This is a genomic window from Pararobbsia silviterrae (assembly GCF_003628125.1).
In the GTDB taxonomy this organism is placed as follows: domain Bacteria; phylum Pseudomonadota; class Gammaproteobacteria; order Burkholderiales; family Burkholderiaceae; genus Pararobbsia; species Pararobbsia silviterrae.
On record NZ_RBZU01000010.1, the window covers coordinates 91,340 to 113,736 of the forward strand.

The following is a 22,397-nucleotide window of genomic DNA, read 5'->3' on the forward strand; positions in this document are numbered from 1 at the left end:
ACGGGTCGCGCGCCGCATCTCACCGCAGATCGTTACTTGCGTGCCAACTGCTTGACCACCGCGAGCATCCGATCGACTTCCTCGGTCGTGTTGTAGAACGCGAGCGACGGACGCACCGTCGTTTCGAGTCCGAACCGCCGAAGAATCGGCTGAGCGCAATGGTGACCCGTGCGCACCGCAATGCCTTCTTCGTTGAGGGCCTTGCCGACCTCTTCGGTCGTATAGCCCTTGAGCACGAACGACAATACGCTGGCCTTGTCGCGCGCGGTCCCCACAAGACGCACACCGTCGATCGCGCCGAGCCGCACGGTCGCGTACTCGAGCAACTCGTGCTCATAGCGCGCGATATTCGCGAGCCCGATCCGCGACACGTAGTCGAGCGCCGCGCCAAGGCCCACCGCGTCGGCGATATTGCCCGTGCCCGCCTCGAAGCGGTTCGGCGGCGGCTGGAACACCGTGCGTTCGAACGTCACGTCGGCGATCATATTGCCGCCGCCCTGCCAGGGCGGCATTGCATCGAGCACCGCACGCTTGCCGTAGACGACGCCGATCCCCGTCGGACCGAAGATCTTGTGGCCCGAGAACACGAAGAAGTCCGCATCGAGCGCCTGCACGTCGACCGCGAGATGCGAGACCGACTGCGCGCCGTCGACGAGCGCCAGCGCGCCCGCGCGATGCGCGAGATCGACGATGTCCTTGACGGGAACGACGGTGCCCAATGCATTCGACACCTGCGTCACCGACACGATCTTCGTGCGATCGTTGAGCAGCCGTTTGTACTCCTCGAGCAGCACCTGCCCCGAGTCGTCGACCGGAATCACGCGGATCTTCGCGCCCTTCTCGGCCGCGAGCTGCTGCCAGGGCACGATATTCGCGTGATGCTCGAGATGCGACACGATGATCTCGTCGCCCTCGCCGACGTTCTGCGCGCCCCACGACTTCGCGACCAGATTGATCGCTTCGGTCGTGCCGCGCACAAACACGATTTCTTCGGTCGACGATGCGCCGATGAACCGGCGCACGGTCTCACGCGCCGTTTCATAGGCATCGGTCGCGCGTCCCGCGAGTGCATGCGCCGCACGATGAATATTCGAATTCTCGTGCGCGTAGAAATACGCAAGCCGGTCGATCACGCATTGCGGCTTGTGCGTCGTCGCCGCATTGTCGAACCAGACAAGCTGACGTCCGTTGACACGTTCCTGAAGAATCGGAAAGTCACGGCGAATCGCATTCACGTCGAACGCCGGATGCGCGCTGCGAGCCTCGTGCTCGAATGCGAACGGATCGACGCGCTCGGCCGTGTTGCCGCGCGTGCGGTCTTCGAGGAAGTAGCGCGACTCGGTCGACTTCACCGAATCGAATGTCCCCGTTTCGGCGTACGGCGACGTGCGATATCGCGCGACGTCCGGGCTCAGATCCGCGATGACGGGATCGAAGCCCGCGCCGGGCAAACCGATCGTGCGCGTGTCGATCTCGGATCGCGTGGGCACGCCGGCCCCGTCGAGGAAGTAGTACGTCGACGAACCCGGCGTCGGCGCCGCGCGTTCGACGTTTGCCGCCGCGGGACGCGCGCCGGCACCTTCGGGCACACCGAGCGCTTGCCCGCCGTAACGGCTGTCATAACCGGGCGCGGTGCTGACAACCTGATCGGGCAAGCCGTTCTGCGCCTGCGCATGCGGCAACAACGCGGGACCGCGATTGCCGAGCGACAGGATATGCGTCGGCGACGACGGCAGCAGATTCGCGCCGGGCGCCTTGCCCTGAGGCACCGACAGACCCGGCACGCCGCTGCCCGCACCCGACGGACCCGCGAGCGGTGACCCCGGCGGCACCGGGTTCGTCGACGACGGCACAGCAGGCGCCGCGGCCGCGAATTCCGTCAGCGGACTTCCGCCGGGCGCACCGGCGACGTCGGGCGCCGAGCCCGGCAGCGCCGAGAAGAACGCGTTCGCGAGCCGCGCGAGCGTGTTCGGATCCGGCAGCCCTGCCGGAGCCGCGCCGCCGCCTGGCAATGCGCCGCTCTCGAAGTTACTTGTAGGTGTCGACATAGTCGTGGTACTTGCCAATTTCAACGTCGTCGAGCACGGCGAGTGCATCGGGGGTATGGACGGCGAGCGAGCAATAGAGCGAGATCAGGTACGACGCGATCGCCTGATTGTTGATGCCCATGAAACGCACCGACAGACCCGGGCCCTGTTCGCCGGCCACGCCCGGCTGATAGAGACCCACGACGCCTTGCCGCTTGTCGCCGACGCGCAGCAGCAGGATCTTCGTCTTGCCGTCGGCGACCGGCACCTTGTCCGACGGGATCAGCGGAATGCCGCGCCACGTCAGGAACTGCGAACCGAACAGGCTCGTCGTCGGCGGCGGCACGCCGCGACGCGTGCATTCACGGCCGAATGCCGCGATCGCGAGCGGATGCGTGAGGAAGAACGCGGGTTCCTTCCAGACCTTCGTCAACAGCTCGTCGAGATCGTCGGGCGTCGGCGCGCCGGTCAGCGGGAACACGCGCTGTTCTTCGGCGACGTTGGCAAGCAGACCGTAATCGGGGTTGTTGATGAGCTCGCTTTCCTGGTTCTCCTTGACCGTCTCGATCGTCAGGCGCAGTTGCTCCTTGATCTGATCGTGCGGGCTGCTATAGAGATCCGACACGCGCGTGTGCACTTCGAGCACCGTGCTGACCGCGTTAAGGAAATATTCACGCGGGCTTTCTTCATAAGGCACGAACGTCGTCGGCAGCGTGCCTTCGCTTTCGCGCTGCGTGCATGCGACGCGCACCGCTTCGGGATTCTTGACCTGATTGAGACGGTAAATACCGGCTTCGACGGGGACCCATTGCAAGAGATGCGTAAGCCAACGGGGCGAGACCGTCGCAAGCTGCGGGACGGTCTTTGTCGCATTCGCTAGTTGCCGTGCCGCGCTATCGCCAAGAGCGGTTTGCTCGGATGCCATCTGCTACCCCCATTCGATATGAAAAAAAGAGAAATGCTTATCAGAGAAACGCATTATGAAAACGCCGACAGCGTGCTTCAACATGCTATAGGCGTCAATGCGGCAAAGGACGCCGCCGCGATTCAAACGCGTGCTACAAATGCGTGGGCGACTCGGCATCCGTCGGGTCGGATGCGAACGTTTGCGGACTCGCCACCCAACTCGACGGACCGCTCGGCAGCGGAGCGAGCCGCAGGAGTTCGGACAGCGAGAGATCGAGCGCCTGCGCGATCTTGTCGACCGTGACGACCGATGCGATGACCGTGCCGCGCTCGACTTCGCCGATATACGAACGATTGAGTCCCGCGCGTTCGGCGAGCTGTTCTTGCGACCATTGACGCGCCTCGCGCAGCGCGCGAACGTGACGGCCGATTCGATGCACGAGTGTCGTCATGAGACCGCCGAGGGTGTCGTCGTGGAATCCGCGGGTGCGGTCTTGGGCGCGGAGACGCGAGCCCCCGCATCGCGCGATGCGCTTTGCGTCACATGCGCGCCCGGCGCGACATCGTCAACGAGCCAGACATTACCGCCGATGACCGCGCCGCGGCCGAGTCGCACGCGGCCGAGCACGGTCGCGCCCGCATAGATCACCACATCGTCCTCGACGATCGGATGGCGCGCGAGGCCTTTTTCCAGATGACCGTCGGCATTCTTCGGAAAGCGTTTCGCGCCGAGCGTCACGGCCTGATAGACGCGCACGCGTTCGCCGATCACCGCGGTCTCGCCGATCACGACGCCTGTACCATGATCGATAAAGAAGCTCGCTCCGATCTGTGCGCCGGGATGCACATCGATCCCCGTTTGCGCGTGTGCGAGTTCGGACAACACGCGCGCAAGCAGCGGCAGCCCCAGCCGATAGAGTTCGTGCGCGAGCCGATGGTGAATCATCGCGAGCACGCCCGGATAACAGAGCAGCACTTCGTCGACGCTGCCGGCCGCCGGGTCGCCGTGATAGGCCGCGAGTACATCGCTGTCGAGCAAGCGGCGCACATCGGGCAGCCGCTGCGCGAAGCGCCGCACGCGCGAGACGGCGTCTTCACGCACGGGCGTCAGCGAGCGTGCATCGTCGCGGCGGCGCTTGTAGTTGAGTTCGAGTTCGGCTTGCGCGAGCAAGGCGTGCATGGCCGAGTCGAGCGAGTGCGCGATATAGAGGTTTTCGCTTTCCTGCCTGAGGTCGGGCGGACCGAGGCGCATCGGAAACAACACGCCCTTGAGCGTATTGACGATGCCGCCGAGCGCGTCGCGCGACGGGAGGTCGCGTCCGCCGGGTTCGAGCAGGCGTCGCTGGTCTTCGCGCCATTGCTGGCGCACCGTATGAAGCGATTGCACAACGCCGTCGAGGTCGAAGACAGACATGATCTGTGTTCCCGAATGAAGTCCGGTGCTGCGCCAAAGAAAGGGGGACGACGGTCAGGCGCGCGCCGATATGCCGGCGCGCGCGCGTGACGATCCGACGTTATTGTTGCGACCAGGGCAAGCCATACGAACGCCAGCCGCCTGCATGGCCGCGTTGCTGCTTGTCGTCGAGTTCGCCTTCGAAGCCTTCGAGAATGTTGAAGACGTTGGAAAAACCGGCTTTCGTCGCGGCTTCCGCGGCGAGCGACGAGCGGTTGCCGCTGCGGCACAGCAGAAAGACGACGGCATCCTTGCCCGCCTTCGCTTCGAGTTCGCGCACGAAGCGCGGATTGCGCGTGAGGCTCGTGCCCGTCGCCCATGCGACGTGGACACTGCCCGGCACTTGACCGACGAACACGCGTTCTTCATTCGTGCGCACATCGACGAGAACGGCTTCGCCTTGCGACACAAGGGTCCACGCGAGTTGCGGCGAAACACTGCCCGCATAGGGCAAACCCGCTGAACGCGCGACGTTGCGCGCTGTCTCCAGTGCTTCTTGATCGGTGTTGTTGTGTGTTGCCAGCGTCATCGAAACTCTCCCGCATTGAGGTGATGGAATGGCCAACTCTGCGAGCCCGCGGACTCCTGTGATCCGCCGCGACCGTCTATAGCCATCAGGTCACACTATGCGTGCGCTGACCTCAGGGACGGAAACAATAAAATTTCATTTTCAAATCGCTGGAATGGAAAAGGGAGGCGCGCCTCGTCGACGCGGCGATACCTTCCTTTCGAAATACCGACGAAAAGCGGCGCGCGGCTGCTTCGTCCTCAAGCCAACAACGCGCCCAAACCCACGGCGGCCGTTCTTGCGACGGCCAATAAACGCGCTTGGGACAGCCCTTCTCGCGAACGGCCCGACAGACCCGACATCACCGTCGTGACATAGTCCGTGACCGCACGCGCGCAATCGGGGTGCGTTCGCGCGACGAAGGTCCGGATCCGCGCGCGCCGGACTTCCGTCACCGCACGCGCGAGCGCCACGCTTTCGTCCGCCGCGTTGCCACGTGCGGTTTCAAGCACCAGGCAGCCCGTGCGCGACGGATCCCGCGAATACGTGCGTGCCGCGCGTTCAAGCAGATCCGTCAGCGCCTCCGCGGCCGAGCGATCCTCGCGCAGCACGTCATCGATCGGCAGCACAGTTCTCGCGTATAGATCGAGCACACGCTCGAAAAAGGCGACTTTGCTCCCGAAGGCCGCATAGAAACTCGGCGGCTTGATGCCGAGCGCATCGGTCAATGCACCGAGCCCGACGGCGTCGTAGCCCGATGCATGGAACATGCGCAGCCCGATTTCGAGCGCCGTCTCGGTATCGAACGCGCGAGGACGACCGCGCCCCGGCTTCTCCGCGTCATTTAAATTAGCATCCACTACAGAATTCCTTGCGATCACGCTCGTCAAAATATATAGTGGCCGCTAATTTAATTCAAGGCACGCGATACGCGGCAATTCACGCCGCTCGCGCCGCGCCATTTGCGGCATCGCGGATGACCACGCGGTATCGCGTGTTCGATGAGACGCACACCGACACCGCGCTCATGACCCCGCTCGATCCCATGATGCGCGACACATCCATGCGAAGTGCGTCAGACGGATCGACACATCGAATTCACCGACTCGAAGGAGAACATCATGGAAGTGGGCATTATTGGGCTCGGGGCAATGGGTCGCGCGATGGCGCGCAATCTCGCGAAGGCCGGACACGACGTCAAGGCATGGAACCGCTCGGGCGGATCGATCGAGGGCGTCATGATGGTCGCGACGCCCGCTGACGCATTCCAGGGCGATGTCGTGCTCACGATGCTGTCGGACGACGATGCGATCCGTTCGGCATTGCTTGAACCCGGCGTCCTCGCGAAAGCGAAGCCCGGGCTTGTGCATGTCGTCGCAGCGACGATTTCGGTCGCGTTCGGACGTGAACTTCTCGCCGCGCACGACGCGGCCGGCGTCGGTTATGTGTCGGCGCCCGTGCTCGGCCGTCCCGATGTCGCGGCCAAGGGCGAGTTGAACATTCTCGCGGGCGGCGCGCCCGACGCCGTGGCGAAGGTGCGTCCCGTGCTCGAAGTGATCGGCGGACGCATCTGGGACATGGGCCCGGAGGCGCCGACCGCGAATGCCGCGAAAATCGCGTGCAATATGATGATCACGATGGCGATCGAGGCCATGGCCGAAGCCGTCGTGCTGACCGATGCAAACGGCCTGCCGCGCGAGCGCTTCTTCGATCTGATCCTCAATACGTTGTTCGGCAGCCGCTCGTATCAGGTCTATTCGGCCAATATCGCGAACGAGCACTACGAACCCGGTTTCAAAGCCACGCTGGGACTCAAGGATCTGCGGCTCGCGACCGAGGCCGCGAGCGAAGCGGGCCGCGCGTTGCCGATGCTCGACGCGGTCCGCGCACGCATGGCCGAAACGATCGCGGCGGGCTGGGGCGAACGCGACTGGTCGGCAATGGCGAAATTCACGATCGAAGGCGGGGCGAACACGCCGCAATAGGGCTTGTCGGTGCTTGTCGGTGCGCGTCGAGCATCGCCGCGTGCCGCCTTCACCGGTCAGACAAGCGATGACCCGCCGACGCCGTGGCCGATCGCGAAACACTGCCACGTCTGGCGCGATAGCGTTACGGCGCGGGCACGAGCTTCTTCACCGCGTTGTTGTACTTGTCCGCCACGTAGACGTTCCCCACGCTATCGACCGCGACGCCATAGGGTTCGTTAAAGCCTGTCGCGAGCGTGGTCACCGTGACGCCGTCCGGCGCGATGCGCTTCACGGTGTTGGTACCGGTATCCGCGACGTAGACATTGCCTTCGGAATCGACCGCGACGCCACGGGGCATAGCGAAGCCGCTGCCCACGTTCGCGATCGCAGTGGCGTCGGGCGCGAGTTCGGTGACGACATTCTCATCGGTGTCCGCGACGTAGACGTACCCCGCCGTGTCCGTGGCGATGCCGATCGGCGCCTGAAATCCGGGGATGACGTCCGTGACCAGGGTGCCGCCGGCCGTGATGCGGTCCACGACATTGGCGTTTTCGTCCGTCAGATAAATGTTGCCGGCGGCATCGACGGCAACGCCGGCGGGAAGCGAAAATCCGCTGCTCAACACGGTCGGCGTCGCATTCCCGGTCGCGATTTCCTTGATCGCGCCGTTGCCGGTGTCCGCGACAAAGACATTGCCGGAGCGATCCACCGCCACGCCGCTCGGTGCGCTGAATCCGCTGCCGAGGATCGTGGGTGTTGCGCTGCCCGCGGCAATTTCCTTGATCGCGTCGTTACCGGTATCCGCGACATAGACGTTGCCGGCGCCATCGACGGCAACCCCGGCCGGGGAAACATACCCGCCGCCCACCGACGTGATCGTTGCATTCGTCATCGGCACGCATGTTACCGACACCGTAACATTTGTCGACACCGTGCCGTTGCCGTTCGTCGAAGTGCACGTCGTCCAGAACGGATTCTGTATCGCGACGGCATAGGTGTTGCCGGTCGCCATCCGTGTAGGAAAGCTAAACGGACCGTCCTGGCTCACGGTCACGCTGTCGCTGCCGTTCTTGAGCACCAGCGGTTCGCCATGCAGGCCGGACACGGTCCCGCCCACGGCATAGGTCTCGGCATTCGACGCGGACGCGCCGGCTTGAGACGCGCCGGACGTCGGTTCATTGTTGTTGCCGCCGCAGCCGGCAAGCGCGAGGACCGCAAGCGTTACACACGCGGTAATGCATCGAATAGGGCGCACCGGTTCCTCTGCGATGATCGTTTCGGATCTGAAGGACCGGAGTCTAGCGGATCTGTTTCAAGGGCGGCAACTTCGTTACGTTAAAGTGATGCACTTAACGCGCTGAGAAATTTCATTCGATTTCCGCGTTCGATTGGGCGTGACTCATGAACGGTCGTCACGATTTGCTAAAGTGGCCTCGACGCGACCACGGTGCACGTGCGGACCGAGTCGCAAGCTGTCGCTCGACGACGTTTTCCATACCTTCGTTTCGTATCACCTTCGCATATCGAATCGGGAGACTCTGTTGATCCGGAACTCTTTGCGTCTGACATGGACGCTCGCGGCCGCGTGTTCGATATCGTGGCTCGCACCCGGCGCGCACGCCGCGCCGCTTTCCGACGGCAATTACGTGTACATCGCCGGCGGGCATGCGAGCGGAACGCTCACGATCTCAGGCGGACACTTCACGATCAGCACCGTCGGCACCAACTGCCACTCGTGCGATCTGGACGGCAAGCTCGACGGGAATCATGGCATTGCAAGCGACAGCGACTCGACCTGCCGCATCACGTTCTCCGACGACCACGGCACGCTCACGCTGGACTCAGGCAACTCCGACGCATGCCGCTCCTTCTGTGGCGCGCGCGCGATGTTCGACGGTCAGTATCAGAAGGCACCGCAAGCCTGCACGGATCGCGCCGTATCGTCGCGTCTCGCGCAAGCGCGCGAGCGCTATGCAAAGAAGGATTTCCCCGCGGCGGCCACGGGCTATCAATCGCTGCTCGATCAATGCTCGACGTTCATGAATTGGATCGATACGGATCGCGTGCGCAGCGAGCTCGCGCTCACGCAATACCATATGGGCGACAACGCACAGTGTCTGGCGACGCTGGCGCAGACGAACGCGATCATGAATCGCAGTGACGATGGCGGCGACTCATTCGGTTTCGCGCCGTGCGACGCGGACAACTATCAGTCGACGGGCAAGGCGATTCTGCATAACGAGGCGCTCTGCAAAGGCACGGTGCAACAAACGACAAAGTGATCGGCACGGAGCCTGCGCGTTCATCACGACGTCCTCGCCGGGCCCGTAAAGATCAATCTCGGCGGCGTTGCGCGGTATGGCGTCTCGCTTCGATCGACCGACCATCACGCATCGGCTGGTTTCGCGCCTTTCGATCGGCGCTTGGAGCAGGTGAACGCTCAAACGTCATTGCGGACACTGTGCTCGCGGCGGTCACCATTTTCACATCGCACTTTATTCCGCGGGATCGTTGAGTCAAAGCATCGCGACATCCCGCGCGCGATGCACGGCAATCCGGCGAATTCCGGTTAAGACATATACCCGTATAACGCCACTGCTTTACGAGAATGAAAAATGCGCCGACGCTAACGCCGAGTCATTTCCCGGCGTCGATCGCCGCCCACATTTTTCAAGGACCGCTGCAATGAACGAAACGAAGGCCATCGTGGACACCGCCATGTCGCTTGCAGGCAAGCGACTCATCGTGATCGGAGGGACCTCGGGAATCGGCTTTGCGATCGCCGCGGCGGCACGGGAACTCGGAGCGGACGTTATCGTCGCGTCCAGCCATCGCACGCATGTCGATGCCGCGCTTCAGCGTTTGCCGGGCGCATCGGGCGACGTCGTTGATCTACGTGACGAGGCCAGCGTATCGCGCTTCTTCGACATGCATGGCGCATTCGATCACCTCTCGATCACGGCAGGCGACTGGGAATCCATGGCATCGGCGAGAAAGCCCGTATTGGAACTCGATCTTGCCGAGGCGCGCGGGAGTTTGGACGTCCGCTTCTGGGGTGCACTCGCCGCGATCAAGCACGGTAGTCGGCATATTGCACCGAACGGCTCCATCACGTTGACCGGCGGCATGCTCGCGCATCGTCCCTGGAAAGGCGCGCCGCTGCTGACCGCCATGGCGGGCGCCATTGAATATCTGACCCGCGGCCTCGCGGTCGATCTGGCGCCCGTGCGTGTGAATGCCGTATGTCCCGGCCTGACGCTCACCGAGCCGGTCGCACAGATGCCGGCCGAAGTCGTGCAAGCGTCGGTTTCCCGCCTACTCGTCCCGCGCGGCGCAACGCCAATGGAAGCCGCGAAGCCGTACCTCTATCTGATGCTCAACGATTACGTCACTGGACAGACGCTTCCCGTCGACGGAGGCGGCCTGCTAGTGTGATCGCCGTGTTTCAGCGCACCCGATCGACGCCGAGCTTGGCGAGCAGCAACGCGCCCCAAACCACCGTCGTGACGTGCGTGTTGACGGACAGGATGTTCAGGGATGACGCGGCCACCTGGAGAATCACGACCGCGAGAACCAGAAACGAGAAATGGCCGCGGCCGCCGTCCGGGTGGATGCCGCCCATCACAGCAGCCAGGATCGCGACCAGCAGATAGCTTTCCCCGTAGCCGGCGCGCGCCGAATTGAAACGGCCGGCCATGACGAGTCCCGCAATCGCGCTGAGCAGACCCGACAACGCATAGACGCGAAGCATCACCGCGCCCGTGTCGATGCCCGAGTAACGCGAAGCCTCGGCATTCAGCCCGATGGCGCGCACGCGCTGCCCGAAGACCGTGCGTGCCAACATCCATTGCAAACCCGTGGCGACGCCCAAGAACACGACCAGTATCCACGGCATGCCGACGAAGGTGCTGTTCACGCCCGCGCTGAACGACGGCGGCAAGCCGCCGAGCGCCGCGCCGCCCGTGAGCAACACACCCGCGCCTGTGAACGCCAGCATCGCGCACAGCGTCGCGAGAATGGGCGTGACGCGAAGTGCTGTGATCGCGAGGCCACAAATCAGACCGCACGACAGCCCGGTCGCCAACCCGACGACGAGACCGCACACGACCGACAGCGGCCCCTGACCGAGCGCGGCCCAGGTCAGCGTCGCCGCGATCGCGGACAGGTTCGCCGTCGCCACGATGGCCAGATTGATGCCGCCCGCGAGCATCGTGATCGCAATCGCCAGCGCGAGCAGACCGAACTCGGGCAACTGCAACGCCATGGATTGGAGCGCGCCGCCCGCGGCGGCCCCCCAGCCGGCCAACGCAAGCGCGCTCATGGCGTCTCCGGCGCCGTAACCGCCGCCGAGGTCAGCGCGCGTTGCCGCCGCCAATGGAGCCCCTGCAAAGCGAGACCGGCCAGCACGACGGCGCCCGTGAAGACCGAATGCCAGTACGAGGACACGCCTCCAAGCACCAGCACATTGCCGATCAATGCGATCAACAGCACGCCGAGCACCGTGCCGCTGACCGACCCGCGCCCGCCCGTCAATGTCGCGCCGCCGAGCACGGTCGCCGCGATCACGTCGAGCTCGCGGCCGATCAACGCGCCCGGCGTCACGGCCTGCACGAGTTGCGCCTGCATGAGGCCCGCGATGCCGGCCAGCGCGCCGAGCCACGCATACGCCGACACCGTGGTGGCCCAGACCGATGTGCCCAGACGCTGCGCCGCGACGCGATTGCCGCCCGTCGCGCGAAGCAGGCGCCCCCAATTCGTCCGGTTCAACAGCGCGGACGTGAGCGCGGCAATGACGCCGAACGCCACGAGCTGCACCGACACCGCGACGCCGCCGCCGCGCCACAGGACGGTTTGAGAAAAGAAATCAGGAAAGTCGTAGAGCATTTCACCGTCGGACACGAACATCAACGCGCCGCCATAGACATTGAGCAGTGCGATCGTGGTGACCATCGCCGACCCGCGCAGCCACGTGACGACCGCGCCGTTGAACGCACCGAGCGTCGCGCCCACCGCGACGACGAACAGTGTCGACCCGGTCCAGCCGAGATCGATGCGGGCCAACGCGAGCGCGAGCAGGAACTGCGCGATCGAGGCAACGGCCGTGAACGAGATGTCGAGACCGCCCGACACGAGCACCACCAGCACGCCCAACGCGAGCATCCCGGTCACGCTGGCCGTCGTGATCATGTCGAACAGATTCGCGAACGATCGGAACGCAGGAAGCGCGGTCCACGCGAACACCGCGATGATCGACAGCCCCCCCGCCAGGACCCGTAGCGCTCGCGTTTCACTCGATACGTCAGCCATGAACACGCGCCTCCAATGCCGCGAGCGTGATCTGCGACGATTTCAGATCGTCGATCAGCAGACCGTCGCGCATGACGAGCACACGATGCGCATGAGCCCAGAGTTCCTCGACCTCATCCGAGATGAAGAGCACCGCCACGCCCTGCGCCGCGATCCGATTCACCGCGTCGTAAATGGCGGCACGCGCGGCGACGTCCACGCCCACGGTCGGCGCGTCGAGGATCAATACGCGCGGGTGGGTCGCCAACCACTTGGCCAGCACGACGCGTTGCTGATTGCCGCCCGACAACGTCGATACCGCGGCCGCGACATCGGGCGCCTTGATCCCCAGCTCGCGCACGCTGCGTTGCGCGAGTTGATGCGACCGTGTCCGATCGATCACGCCGAAGCGGTCCGACAAAGCCTCGCCGCTGGCCAGCGCGATATTGTCCTGGATCGATCCCTCGAGCACGAGCCCGAGCCGCTGACGATCTTCTGAAAGATAAGCGACCCCTGCCGCGATCGCATCGCGATTCGAGCGAAACGCGACCGGCTGCCCGTCGAGGGTCAGTGTGCCGCCGTCGGCTCGATGCATTCCGAACAGCGTCAGGGCCAGTTCCGTGCGTCCGGCGCCGAGTCGTCCCGCGAGCCCCACGACCTCGCCTCGGCGCAGCACGAGATCGAGCGGACCGAACTCGCCACGCCGCTGCAATCCGTGCGCGCGCAAGATCGCCGGCGCATCGTCCGGCACCACGGCCGCAGGCTGCGGTTGCAGCGCGAGCCGATCGCCGACCATCGCGTGCGTGAGCGCATCCGCGCTCAGCTCGGCGGGCAGCAGCCGCGTGACGACGCGCCCATCGCGGAGCACGACCGCTTCGTCGGCCACCGCCGCCACTTCATCGAAACGGTGACTTACGAACAGGATCGAGACGCGGTCGTGCTGAAGACGGCGGATCACGCCGAACAGACGATCGGCCTCGACACGCGTGAGCGACGCGGTCGGTTCGTCGAGGATCAGCAGACGCACGGCCGCGCCGCCGACGTCGGCGAGCGCGCGCGCGATGGCCACGAGTTGCCGTTGAGCGATCGGCAGCGAACCGACCGGCGCGTCGAGATCGACGCCGCCGCCGAGCCGATCGAGCGCGGCGGCGGCCACCGCCCTTGCACGCGTACGCCGCCAGAGACCCAACGGATGCTGGCGCGCGAGATCGAACGCCACATTGTCCGCGACCGACAGATTCGGAAACAGCGCGAGATCCTGAAAGATCACCTGGACGCCGAAGCGACGCGCCAAAGCCGGCGTCAACGCGGACCACCGTTGACCGCGCACGTCGAGCCAGCCGTCGGGGTCGGGCGCTTCAACGCCCGTCAGCATGCGGATCAGCGTGCTCTTGCCGGAACCGTTCATGCCGCACAGCGCGGTCACGCGGCCCGGATGCAGCGCCAGATCGACGTGATCGAGCGCCGCCGTCGGACCGTAGTGCTTGGAGACCTGGCGCAGCGTGATGAATGCGTCGGTATCGGACGTGGGGTCGGACGTGGGGTCGGACGTGGGTCGTGTCGACGCGTCATCCGGCACGGGCGGCGATGCGTTCGGTCTTCGTTTGAAGATCGACGCATGTGCGCGATCGGCGGTCGACGCGCCGGTCCAAGCCATCGTCATACGGCCGCGACCTCGCCCGTACGCGCATCGATATGCGCGAAGCTATCGGTGCTCGCATGCGTGTGACCAGATCGCAGCACCGCTTCGCCGCGATCGAGCGCGATCGTGCGAAGGCCTGCGGCACGCGCGGCATCGAGCTCGCCGATGCTGTCCGACAGGAACAGCACGCCATGCCCCGGCACGCCGATCGCGTCGACAATGGCTTCGTATGACGGCGCTTCGAGCTTAGGGCCCGTCGTGGTGTCGAAAAAGCCATTGAACAACGGTTGAAGATCGCCCTCGCTCGTGTGCCCGAACAACAGTTTCTGCGCGAGCACCGATCCCGACGAATACACGTAGAGCGCGAAACCGTCGGCGTGCCACGTGCGCAACGCGGTGACGGCGTCCGGATAGAGTGTCGCCACGAGGTCCCCGTTCTCGTATCCATCGGCCCAGATGAGGCCTTGCAACGCCTTGAGCGGCGTCGCCTTGCGGTCTTCGTCGATCCAGCGCTGAAGCCTCGCCACGAGCGCGGCATCGTCGAGCTCGGGCTCGCCGGCGAGCGCACGCGCAGCATCGAGCTGGCGGCGGACTTCAGGCGTGTGGCCGCGCGCGGCGACGAAGCCCGGCAGCCGATCGCGCGCATACGGGAACAGCACGTCCCGCACGAAGGCGATCGACGACACCGTGCCTTCGATATCGATGACGATCGCACGAACGTCGCGCGTCATGACGGTCGCCCCCAACGCAGCTTTTCGAGTTCGCAGTTGAGCAGGAACTCGACGCCGATCACGTGCCGTCGCGCGTCTTCGACCGAGCGGCCCCACGTATAGAGCCCGTGACCTTCGACGAGATACCCCACGACCGTGCCCTGCGTGTCGGCGAGCCGCCGCGTGACGGTCTGTGCAAGGCGATCGATGTCTTGGTCGTTTTCGACGATGGGCAAGACCGCTTCGACGTGTTGGTCGAGGATGCCGAACAACGCCTTCTGCAGTTCGTATCCGACGATGCGCAATTCGCCCGCCGCCGCATAACGCTGCGACAGCAGCGTCGACGCGACGGAATGCACGTGCAGCACCGATTGAATGTCGGGATTGCGACGGTACAGTTCGCGATGCAGCTCGGTCTCGAACGAACTGCGCGGCGGTTTGGGACCGTCGAGCGGCGATTCGAGAATATGCTCGACCGACAGGAACCCCTTGTCGAGGCCGGTCGCGGTCACGGCCACGGCGTGCGGGTTCAGCCGGCGCGAGAAATTGCCGCTCGTGGCCGGCACGAGACCTTGCTGGCCGAGATAGCGGCCGACCTCCACGAGTTCGAGGGCGGCCTGTTCGAGCGTGACGACAGACGCGCGGTCGACGTGTCCTAAGGTGCTGTTCACGGATTAGAAGTTGAATTGGTCAACGTTGCTCTTGGTGAAAACGCGTGCGGCCTTGAATCGCACGATGTGGTTGTCCTTATCGACGGTGGCCTTGCCGAGACCCGGCAATTCCCAGCCGTCCTCGATCGGCTCGCCCTTGCGAACCTTGTCGGCGAGCGCGACGAGGGCGAAGCCCGCGTCGCTCGGATCCCACAGGAAGCCCGCGTCGATGTAGCCCTTCTTGATGTAGGGTGCGGCCTGCTTGGGCAGCGCATTACCGACCACCTTGACCTGACCCGGCTTGAACCCCTGCTGTTCGAGCGCGCGCGCGAAGCCGATCGGGCCCTGGCTGCCGAACGCGACGACCCCCTTGAGGTCCGGATGCGCCTTCAGAATTTCGGTGGCGGTGCGATACGAATCATCGAGACTCTCGCCGACGCCATAGCGATCCGAAATCAGTGTCAGCTTCGGATACTTTTCCTTCAGATAGGCCAGCCCCGTATCGGCCCACTCCTTGTGCAGCGGGGTCGTCAGCGAGCCGACGATCAACACGAACGTGCCTTCTCCGCCGGTCAGATCGGCGAGTTTCTGGAACACCGACACGGCGAACTCGCGATTGTCGATGGTCTCGACATCCCATTGCGCGCCGACCTGACCCGGCGATTCATGCGTCACGACCGTGATGCCCTTGTCGCGCGCGCGCTTGAGCACGGGTTCGAGCGCATGGGCATCGTCGGGCACCACGGCGATGGCCCCGACGTTGCGTGCGATCAGATCTTCGACGACCTTCACTTGCTGTGCCGGGTCGGCCTGCGTCGGGCCCACCTGGGTGGCCTTGATGTTCAACTGCTTGCCGGCCTTCGTCACGCCTTCGCCGAAGCGATTGAACCAGGGGATGCCGACGATCTTCACGACCACCGCGACTTCCGAGTTGGCGGGCGCGGCAGCGTCGGCCCAGACGGATGATGCGGCAACGCCGGTGACGAGTGCGGCGGCGATGGCCTGGGCGAGCAGGCGTCGAGCGGGAGAATGCATGCGAGGCTCCGATGGGTATGTTCGATTGGAAGGTGTGGAATGCTCAGGACAGGACGACCGATTGACGTTCGATGTGCGCCTGCAATTGCGCGTGGCGACGCGTCCACGCAGGGTCGCCTGAAGGGCTGTAGCGCGTGACCGTGAACGAGCGGCTCACGATGTCGCGTCCGTGTTCGAAATCGCGCACGACACCGCGCGCGACAAGTTGCGCGACCATGTTTCCGGCGACCGTCGCCTCGACGGGGCCCGCGATGACGACAACACCCGTGGCGTCGGCAATCGCCTGGCACAGCGGTTCGATGGCCGCGCCGCCGCCCACGATGTGCAGCGTCTCGATCGACGCGCCGCGCAGTGCTTGAATCTGCGCGAGCGTGGTGCGATAGGACAATGCCAGGCTGTCGTAGATGGACCGCGCGAGTTCGGCGAGCGACTCGGGCGCGGGCAGGCCCCGTTGCGTGAACCAGTGCCGAATCGCCGCCGGCATCGATACGGGATCGCGAAACGCGGCGTCGTCCGCATCAAAGGCGAATCGACGCGACGTCGCGGCTGCGAGCCGTTCGAGCTCCGCAAACCCGATCCCGGGCTGCGTGCGCTGGACGTCCTTCAACGTCTGATGCATGAGCCACAGGCCGGCCTGAATCTTGTGATGCACGATGCTGCCCGCCACGCCGCACTCGTTCGTGAAATTCGCGGCGCACGAAGCGGCGCTGAGATCCGGCGCGCGCAGTTCCTGCCCGACGAGCGACCACGTGCCGAGACTGATGAACGCCGTCCGTTCGCGCACCGCGTTCGGCTCGTAAGGCACGACGGCCGCGGCCGACGCCGTATCGTGACTGGCGACCGCGACCACGTCGATACGATGACGCAGCGAGAGTCGCTCGGCTTCATCGGCCGTCACGGGCCCGACAATCTGCCCGGGCTCGACGATGGGAGCGAACCAGCGGCGCGGAATCCCGAATGCGTCGGCGATACCGAAGTCCCAGTCGCGCCGGACCGGGTCGATCAATTGCGTGGTCGAGGCGATCGACAACTCGCTCACGCGCCGTCCGGTCAGCAGATGCGTGACGTAGTCGGGCGCGAGATGCAATGCGTGCGCGACGTCGGTCAGCCAGGGCTGATCGCGCCGGTCGGCGACCAATTGAAGCAGCGTGTTGATCTCGATTTCCATCGAGCCCGTGCGGCCGTATAGCTCGGGCTTCGCAATGCGTGCGTATACCGCGTCGTAGAGACCCGCCGTGCGCGCGTCGCGCATGTGCCGCATGCCGGCGACCGCATAGCCGCTGGCGTCGGTCAGCACATAGTCGACGCCGAAGCTGTCGATGCCCAATGTGGCGGGGCTATCGAGCCGCGACGCCACCTTGGCCAGCGCGGCGCCTGCGCTCTGCCACAGATGCGCGAAGTCCCAGTAGACATGTCCGCCGATCTGCACGGGGCCGTTCGCGAAACGATCGACCTCTTCGATGTCTAACCGGCCCGATGCGGAAAGATGACCGAGGTACAAGCGTCCTGTCGAGCTGCCGAGATCGAGCGCGAGTAAAGGGACCGCGCGCGCGTCGGCCACACGTCTCCCATCGGCCGACAGGCCGATGTTGTCTGTCGCCGCCATGATCAGGCTGTCTCGATCGGAATGTCGTCGATCAGCGGCAACGTCGATGCGATCGGATCGCCGGTGAACGTCGCGACCCAGCCATCGGGCGTACCGAACAGGCGGATCGCGGTAAAGCGCGGCGCGCCCCCCATGTCGAACCAATGTCGGGTGCCGGCCGGCACGCTGATCAGATCGCCCTCCGTGCAGACCACCTTGTAGACGAGGTCGTCCAAGTGGAGATAGAAGGCCGCCTGTCCTTCGACGAAGAAGCGGACCTCGTCTTCGGCATGCGTGTGTTCGCTGAGGAATTTTCGCCGGGCAGTTGCCCGATGAGGCGCGTCAGGCGTGATGCGGAACACGTCGACCGAAGCGTAGCCGCGCGTCGCGAGCAATCGATCGATCTCGGCGCGGTACGCATGCAGGACATCGTCGTCGCTGGCGTCCGATGCCAGCACCGTATGGGTCTCCCACCGTTCGTATCCGATGCCCGCACGCGTGAGCACCGACGCGATCTCTTCGGCGTGATCGAAAGTGGCGTGCGGCACGGGAGCGCCGGGCGTGCGATAGAGCGTCAGTTGAGTCATGAGAACCCGACGAGGTAGGCGCGCCATGCAATGCGGCGCCGGAAAAATATACGGCGCGCGTCGAGGGACCGGAACGAAGAAAATTGCGCATGCATATTTCTTCTACGGCGAAGTCGATATGCGAAAAATCGAGGCGAACGATCGATTCGACAGACAAAATCGGGTGGACCCTGATGCACATCGGCAACGATGTCGTGTCTGCGAAACGCGATGCGCATCGCGCGTGTGGCTCGATGTGACTCACGTGCGGATGGCAGGCATGTCCGCGTCGGAAATCATGAACGCGCGGTGTGCGCCTACGTCGCATCGATGCGCATGGGCAGATGGACGCAATGCGCATTCGATCGATACGAATGGGCGACCTGGTCGCGTTTGTTATCCTCGATGTCTTTCAAAACGTGCGCGTGCTCCTTGAAACTGTACGAGCGCTACGCGACGTACGCATACGAGGGCGGGCAATGCGCAGCACGAGCGGTGAGATGTCTCAAATCGTGGCTTTTCTTGGCCTGGCGGAAAAGCTTAAGGACGAGATCCGGCATAGCTGGACGTCGAGCGGTCGTCCGGAAAGCGTCGCTGAACATTCATGGCGGATGTCGCTGATGGCCATGCTCGTCGCCAAGCGCGTCGATCGCGCACTCGATGAGCTCAAGCTGCTGAAATTGGTGATCGTGCACGACATCGTCGAAGCGGTGTGTGGAGACGTTCCCGTATTCGACGTGCTCGATGACGCCGAGCGCCGTCGGGCCAAGCAGGCACGCGAGCGGGAAGCGATCGCGACAATACGCGCGATGTTGCCCGCTGACGTGGGCGATGAAATCGAAAGTCTTTGGGAGGAATTCGAGGTCGCCGATACCTACGAGGCGAAAGTGGCTGTCGCCCTCGACAAGCTCGAAGCGCAATTGCAACACAACGAAGCCGATATCTCGACGTGGAAGGAGATCGAGTTCGGACTGACGTTTCGCCTTGGAAAATACACGGCGTTCGACACGTATCTCGACGCACTGCGGCGAGATATCGAAGACGCCGGCGCCCAAAAGATTTCAGCGGCCGGATTCGATGTCACGCGGTATCGATCGGAACCCAGCGCGCCGGGAGGCTGAAGCGCGCGCTTTGGCCGCTTTGCTGACAAGCGTGCCAAATCGACGGGTCGAATGTGCCGCAGCGAAAGGGATAGCCGGCTTAACGCGTCCATGTACTCACGCGTGCCTCAGACCGAGGTTACGGGTCCGTCGATGGACACGTCGCGCTTAGCGCGGCTGGAACGCAATGGTCGCCATGCCGATCAGCGAGAGCGTGACGCCGGCCCAGTCCCAACTCGTCGGTCTCAGGCCATCCACGCACCATAGCCACGCGAGCGCGACCGCGATGTACACGCCCCCGTATGCCGCGTAGACGCGTCCGGCCGCCGACGGATGCAATGTCAGCAGCCACGCGAAAAGCGCGAGCGATATCGCGGCCGGGACCAACAACACTGCGCTTTTCCCCTCCTTCAGCCAGAGGTAAGGCAGATAACATCCGACGATTTCGACAACCGCCGTCACCACATAGAGCAGGATCGATTTCATTCAACGCTTGGATTCAGTGACCGAATAACGCCTTGCGAATAATCGCATGCACCCCCCAGTTTCCGTCAACGACCTGCGTCACACCGAAGTCGACGGCGACGGACATCAGCGAAATCGCCTCGTCTTCGCTAAGCCCTTTTGTCGTCATCAAAAAGCGGCGCGTCTTGATGAACGCATCACGCATCGCCAGATCCAGCGTCGATTTCTCATAGACCTTGCTTTGCGCCTGCGTGCCGAATTCGGCGAGATAGTTGGCGTGACTGAAGCCGTGCAGCACCCACTCGTCCGCGGTCTCCACGAGCGGATAGGTCAGATCCGCGAACGGCTGTCCCGCAAGCGATGCCTGCTTGTGCAACACCAACTGGAAATCGCCCGTCAGCGAACATTCGATCGCCGTGCCGCACAGCTCGGAATCGCCTTGTGACGCATGCGGGTCGCCGATCGAAAGCAACGCGCCGGGCACGCCGACCGGCAAAAACACACTGGCGCCCTGCGCGACGCGCCAGTTGTCGAGATTGCCGCCGAACGTCGAAGGCGGAATCGAATCGATCAATCCATTGTGCTGCGGCGCGACGGCGATCAAACCGAAATGCGGACGCACCGGAATCTTGACGTCCTTGAGAATGCCGTGGTTTTCGACAATCGTCGAATGATCGACGGGCACGCCCGGATAATCGATGGTCGGATGCACGACGCCGAACGGGTCGCGTTGCGGCGTCCATCGATAGTTGTAAACGGCGCGCGCATAGGCGGGCCCCTGTGCCGGACCCTCGGCGTCGAGCTCGTAGATCGTCACGACTTCACGCGGCTTGGGCTCGGTCAGCAACTCGCGATAGTGAAAGCCCCACCATGCGGCCGCATTGCTGCCGAATGCGCGCCCGCCGAAATGCGGATTCGCGCATCGGCGCGGCCGCACATCGAGAATGCGGACTTCGAGCACATCGCCGGGCTCGGCCCCGCGCACGGCGACCGGTCCCGTGCAGATATGTACGCCGAAACCCTCACCCGCGCCGCGTCCATAGATCGATGCGTCGATCGGTCCCGCGCCGCGTCGATTGACGTTCTTGTGTTCGGGCGTCCAATGAAACACGCTCTCGGCGCCGGGGTCGTTCGCGACCATGCGAGCCCAGTCGTCCGAGGCGTGTTGCGTCAGCGTCTCGATCGTCACCGTATCGCCGCTCTCGACCTCGAGCACGGGTTTGAGATCGTGCGAAAAATAGCCCCAATGCACCGTATTGGCCGACACGCGCAACAGATGATGACGGGGTTTGCCCGCGCGACGCGCGGTCCGCACACGTGCGTTGTCGCGGCCCTCGTCGCGTCCGTCGACGGAGGGTAATTCGACGAGCGTGCCGAGATCGTCAGGCGGCCCGACCGCGCGCGTCGCCTGCGTCGCATGGGTTGTCGCTTGCGCATGAGCAATCACACTATCCGCGTTGAACGGCAAGCCGCGCGAGATCCTGCGCACGAGATGCCGCGCGAGTTCGAGGTTGGCCTCATGACGGAACGCGCGCGGCGACGTCTGATACTGATCGCGAAATGCGCGGCTGAAATGCGCCGGGTCGTTAAAGCCCCAACGAAAGCAGATCGCCGAGATCGACATCTTCATATACAGCGGATCGATCAGCTCCGCGCGGCACCGCTCGAGACGTCGGATACGCAAGTAGGTCGAAAAACTCTGGCCCGCGGTCTCGAACAGCTTCTGCAGATAGCGCGCCGACACGCCCTCTTCTTTTGCGATCGTCGCGACATTGAGATCCGAATCGCCGAGCTGTGCATCGATACGACGACACGCGCGCGCAAAAATAGCGGCCTGCGATGCACTCAATCCGCTGAAATGGCCCTCGGTCTGATACGCCGACAGGCTCGCGATCATGAATTCGCCGAGCGCGAGTTCGAGCGGACGCAGATGATCGACGGAAAGCGACTCGATGCTTTCCGCGATCGACGCGAGAAAACCCGCGAACACATGCCCGATCCCCGCATGACCCGCGATACGCGCCACACGCATCGCGGACGGCGCGAGCAACCGCGCACCGATCGCGGCGCGCGGCACGCGCACGATCAGCGCACGGAAATCCGATTCGAACTTCAGCGAAGCGTGTTCGCGCGAAGGCAAATAGACCAGGTCGTGCGGCCCCATCGACTCATGACGGCCATCGCAGACGAGTTTCGCCGCGCCATCGATATTGAGCACGATGAGCAGGCTGTCGACATGGGATGTATTGAGCGACAGCGTCTGGGCGACCGAAGCGACAACGCTCAAGTCGAAGCCGCCGATCGACGTTCGCGAGTGCAGCGTGCCGTTGAGTTCGCGCTCCGGCCCGAGCGCGCTCGCCTGCAACCCGATGCGTTCGAGCGCATCGCGCCACGCGCGAAGACGTTCGACTCGGGGATACGATTCGGTGGTAAAACGCAGCAGCTCCAACGCACACTCCGTGGCCGTCGCGAACGACGCAAGGTTCTCGCGCGGCAC

At 64.2% G+C, this 22,397-nt stretch carries 21 protein-coding genes; 4 read left to right on the forward strand and 17 right to left on the reverse strand.

Annotation, left to right across the window (positions count from 1 at the left end):
• Positions 1–32: 32 nt before the first annotated feature.
• The 6 genes from D7S86_RS20205 to D7S86_RS20230 all read right to left on the reverse strand — a co-directional run bounded on the left by D7S86_RS20205 (position 33) and on the right by D7S86_RS20230 (position 5,754).
• Positions 33–2,048, reverse strand: a complete 2,016-nt coding sequence (locus D7S86_RS20205) for a family 2A encapsulin nanocompartment cargo protein cysteine desulfurase (protein WP_121088670.1) — start codon at positions 2,046–2,048, stop codon at positions 33–35.
• Complete coding sequence (locus D7S86_RS20210; RefSeq protein ID WP_121088671.1) at positions 2,029–2,952, reverse strand: family 2A encapsulin nanocompartment shell protein; 924 nt, start codon at positions 2,950–2,952, stop codon at positions 2,029–2,031. The genes D7S86_RS20205 and D7S86_RS20210 overlap by 20 nt, the downstream gene beginning before the upstream one ends.
• A 133-nt stretch (positions 2,953–3,085) precedes the next feature.
• A complete protein-coding gene (locus tag D7S86_RS20215) occupies positions 3,086–3,385 on the reverse strand; it encodes a helix-turn-helix domain-containing protein (protein ID WP_121088672.1) in 300 nt (99 codons plus the stop codon).
• On the reverse strand, positions 3,382–4,347 hold the full coding sequence (epsC, locus tag D7S86_RS20220; protein ID WP_121088673.1) for a serine O-acetyltransferase EpsC: 966 nt from the start codon (positions 4,345–4,347) through the stop codon (positions 3,382–3,384). The genes D7S86_RS20215 and epsC overlap by 4 nt, the downstream gene beginning before the upstream one ends.
• 100 nt (positions 4,348–4,447) lie before the next feature.
• Positions 4,448–4,915, reverse strand: coding sequence for a rhodanese-like domain-containing protein (locus tag D7S86_RS20225; RefSeq protein WP_121088674.1), 468 nt, complete (start codon positions 4,913–4,915; stop codon positions 4,448–4,450).
• 239 nt (positions 4,916–5,154) lie between these two features.
• Positions 5,155–5,754 carry a TetR/AcrR family transcriptional regulator gene (locus D7S86_RS20230; protein ID WP_205962857.1) on the reverse strand — a complete coding sequence of 200 codons (600 nt, stop codon included), beginning with the start codon at positions 5,752–5,754 and terminating at the stop codon, positions 5,155–5,157.
• 261 nt (positions 5,755–6,015) lie between these two features.
• On the opposite strand from D7S86_RS20230, the gene D7S86_RS20235 reads away from it, so the two are divergent.
• Complete coding sequence (locus tag D7S86_RS20235; RefSeq protein WP_121088925.1) at positions 6,016–6,879, forward strand: NAD(P)-dependent oxidoreductase; 864 nt, start codon at positions 6,016–6,018, stop codon at positions 6,877–6,879.
• 124 nt (positions 6,880–7,003) lie between these two features.
• Here D7S86_RS20235 and D7S86_RS20240 read toward each other — a convergent pair whose 3' ends face one another.
• Entirely contained in the window at positions 7,004–7,873 is an 870-nt protein-coding gene (locus D7S86_RS20240) for a virginiamycin B lyase family protein (RefSeq protein ID WP_420813286.1), read from the reverse strand.
• 529 nt (positions 7,874–8,402) lie between these two features.
• On the opposite strand from D7S86_RS20240, the gene D7S86_RS20245 reads away from it, so the two are divergent.
• Positions 8,403–9,143 carry a hypothetical protein gene (locus tag D7S86_RS20245; protein WP_147432405.1) on the forward strand — a complete coding sequence of 247 codons (741 nt, stop codon included), beginning with the start codon at positions 8,403–8,405 and terminating at the stop codon, positions 9,141–9,143.
• A 403-nt stretch (positions 9,144–9,546) separates the two neighbouring features.
• A complete protein-coding gene (locus D7S86_RS20250) occupies positions 9,547–10,296 on the forward strand; it encodes an SDR family oxidoreductase (RefSeq protein WP_205962858.1) in 750 nt (249 codons plus the stop codon).
• Positions 10,297–10,306: 10 nt separating this feature from the next.
• Here D7S86_RS20250 and D7S86_RS20255 read toward each other — a convergent pair whose 3' ends face one another.
• From D7S86_RS20255 to D7S86_RS20290, 8 genes are read right to left on the reverse strand one after another with little or no spacing between them, the layout of a single operon-like run.
• Positions 10,307–11,182, reverse strand: coding sequence for an ABC transporter permease (locus D7S86_RS20255; protein WP_147432406.1), 876 nt, complete (start codon positions 11,180–11,182; stop codon positions 10,307–10,309).
• Positions 11,179–12,168: an ABC transporter permease gene (locus tag D7S86_RS20260; protein WP_121088679.1), complete on the reverse strand. Its 990-nt coding sequence runs from the start codon at positions 12,166–12,168 to the stop codon at positions 11,179–11,181. Before D7S86_RS20260 ends, D7S86_RS20255 begins: the two co-directional genes overlap by 4 nt.
• Positions 12,161–13,810 (reverse strand): sugar ABC transporter ATP-binding protein, encoded by a 1,650-nt coding sequence (locus tag D7S86_RS20265; protein ID WP_205962859.1) that lies wholly within the window; start codon positions 13,808–13,810, stop codon positions 12,161–12,163. Before D7S86_RS20265 ends, D7S86_RS20260 begins: the two co-directional genes overlap by 8 nt.
• Complete coding sequence (gene mtnC / locus D7S86_RS20270) at positions 13,807–14,520, reverse strand: acireductone synthase (RefSeq protein ID WP_121088681.1); 714 nt, start codon at positions 14,518–14,520, stop codon at positions 13,807–13,809. Before mtnC ends, D7S86_RS20265 begins: the two co-directional genes overlap by 4 nt.
• Positions 14,517–15,170 carry a methylthioribulose 1-phosphate dehydratase gene (gene mtnB, locus D7S86_RS20275; RefSeq protein ID WP_121088682.1) on the reverse strand — a complete coding sequence of 218 codons (654 nt, stop codon included), beginning with the start codon at positions 15,168–15,170 and terminating at the stop codon, positions 14,517–14,519. Before mtnB ends, mtnC begins: the two co-directional genes overlap by 4 nt.
• A gap of 3 nt (positions 15,171–15,173) precedes the next feature.
• Positions 15,174–16,184: a substrate-binding domain-containing protein gene (locus tag D7S86_RS20280; RefSeq protein WP_121088683.1), complete on the reverse strand. Its 1,011-nt coding sequence runs from the start codon at positions 16,182–16,184 to the stop codon at positions 15,174–15,176.
• A 43-nt stretch (positions 16,185–16,227) separates the two neighbouring features.
• Complete coding sequence (locus D7S86_RS20285; protein ID WP_121088684.1) at positions 16,228–17,790, reverse strand: rhamnulokinase; 1,563 nt, start codon at positions 17,788–17,790, stop codon at positions 16,228–16,230.
• A 2-nt stretch (positions 17,791–17,792) separates the two neighbouring features.
• Positions 17,793–18,356 carry a 1,2-dihydroxy-3-keto-5-methylthiopentene dioxygenase gene (locus D7S86_RS20290; RefSeq protein WP_121088685.1) on the reverse strand — a complete coding sequence of 188 codons (564 nt, stop codon included), beginning with the start codon at positions 18,354–18,356 and terminating at the stop codon, positions 17,793–17,795.
• A 353-nt stretch (positions 18,357–18,709) separates the two neighbouring features.
• Between D7S86_RS20290 and D7S86_RS20295 the strand changes: the two genes are divergently transcribed.
• Positions 18,710–19,456, forward strand: a complete 747-nt coding sequence (locus D7S86_RS20295; RefSeq protein WP_205962860.1) for an HD domain-containing protein — start codon at positions 18,710–18,712, stop codon at positions 19,454–19,456.
• Between the two features lie 147 nt (positions 19,457–19,603).
• Here the strand turns inward: D7S86_RS20295 and D7S86_RS20300 are convergent, their stop codons facing one another.
• The gene (locus tag D7S86_RS20300; protein ID WP_121088686.1) at positions 19,604–19,921 is read right to left on the reverse strand and encodes a YnfA family protein; all 318 of its coding nucleotides are present in this window, start codon (positions 19,919–19,921) and stop codon (positions 19,604–19,606) included.
• Between the two features lie 13 nt (positions 19,922–19,934).
• Positions 19,935–22,349 (reverse strand): acetamidase/formamidase family protein, encoded by a 2,415-nt coding sequence (locus tag D7S86_RS20305; RefSeq protein WP_121088931.1) that lies wholly within the window; start codon positions 22,347–22,349, stop codon positions 19,935–19,937.
• Positions 22,350–22,397: the final 48 nt, after the last annotated feature.

Coding starts and splice junctions, on each gene's coding strand:
- D7S86_RS20235 (WP_121088925.1), top strand. CDS start 6,016: ATGGAAGTGGGCATTATTGGGCTCGGGGCAATGGGTCGCGCGATGGCG.
- D7S86_RS20240 (WP_420813286.1), bottom strand. CDS start 7,873: ATGGCGACCGGCAACACCTATGCCGTCGCGATACAGAATCCGTTCTGG.
- D7S86_RS20210 (WP_121088671.1), bottom strand. CDS start 2,952: ATGGCATCCGAGCAAACCGCTCTTGGCGATAGCGCGGCACGGCAACTA.
- D7S86_RS20250 (WP_205962858.1), top strand. CDS start 9,547: ATGAACGAAACGAAGGCCATCGTGGACACCGCCATGTCGCTTGCAGGC.
- mtnC (WP_121088681.1), bottom strand. CDS start 14,520: ATGACGCGCGACGTTCGTGCGATCGTCATCGATATCGAAGGCACGGTG.
- epsC (WP_121088673.1), bottom strand. CDS start 4,347: ATGTCTGTCTTCGACCTCGACGGCGTTGTGCAATCGCTTCATACGGTG.
- D7S86_RS20265 (WP_205962859.1), bottom strand. CDS start 13,810: ATGACGATGGCTTGGACCGGCGCGTCGACCGCCGATCGCGCACATGCG.
- D7S86_RS20285 (WP_121088684.1), bottom strand. CDS start 17,790: ATGGCGGCGACAGACAACATCGGCCTGTCGGCCGATGGGAGACGTGTG.
- D7S86_RS20280 (WP_121088683.1), bottom strand. CDS start 16,184: ATGCATTCTCCCGCTCGACGCCTGCTCGCCCAGGCCATCGCCGCCGCA.
- D7S86_RS20205 (WP_121088670.1), bottom strand. CDS start 2,048: ATGTCGACACCTACAAGTAACTTCGAGAGCGGCGCATTGCCAGGCGGC.
- D7S86_RS20215 (WP_121088672.1), bottom strand. CDS start 3,385: ATGACGACACTCGTGCATCGAATCGGCCGTCACGTTCGCGCGCTGCGC.
- D7S86_RS20295 (WP_205962860.1), top strand. CDS start 18,710: ATGGGCGACCTGGTCGCGTTTGTTATCCTCGATGTCTTTCAAAACGTG.
- D7S86_RS20255 (WP_147432406.1), bottom strand. CDS start 11,182: ATGAGCGCGCTTGCGTTGGCCGGCTGGGGGGCCGCCGCGGGCGGCGCG.
- D7S86_RS20300 (WP_121088686.1), bottom strand. CDS start 19,921: ATGAAATCGATCCTGCTCTATGTGGTGACGGCGGTTGTCGAAATCGTC.
- D7S86_RS20290 (WP_121088685.1), bottom strand. CDS start 18,356: ATGACTCAACTGACGCTCTATCGCACGCCCGGCGCTCCCGTGCCGCAC.
- D7S86_RS20260 (WP_121088679.1), bottom strand. CDS start 12,168: ATGGCTGACGTATCGAGTGAAACGCGAGCGCTACGGGTCCTGGCGGGG.
- D7S86_RS20225 (WP_121088674.1), bottom strand. CDS start 4,915: ATGACGCTGGCAACACACAACAACACCGATCAAGAAGCACTGGAGACA.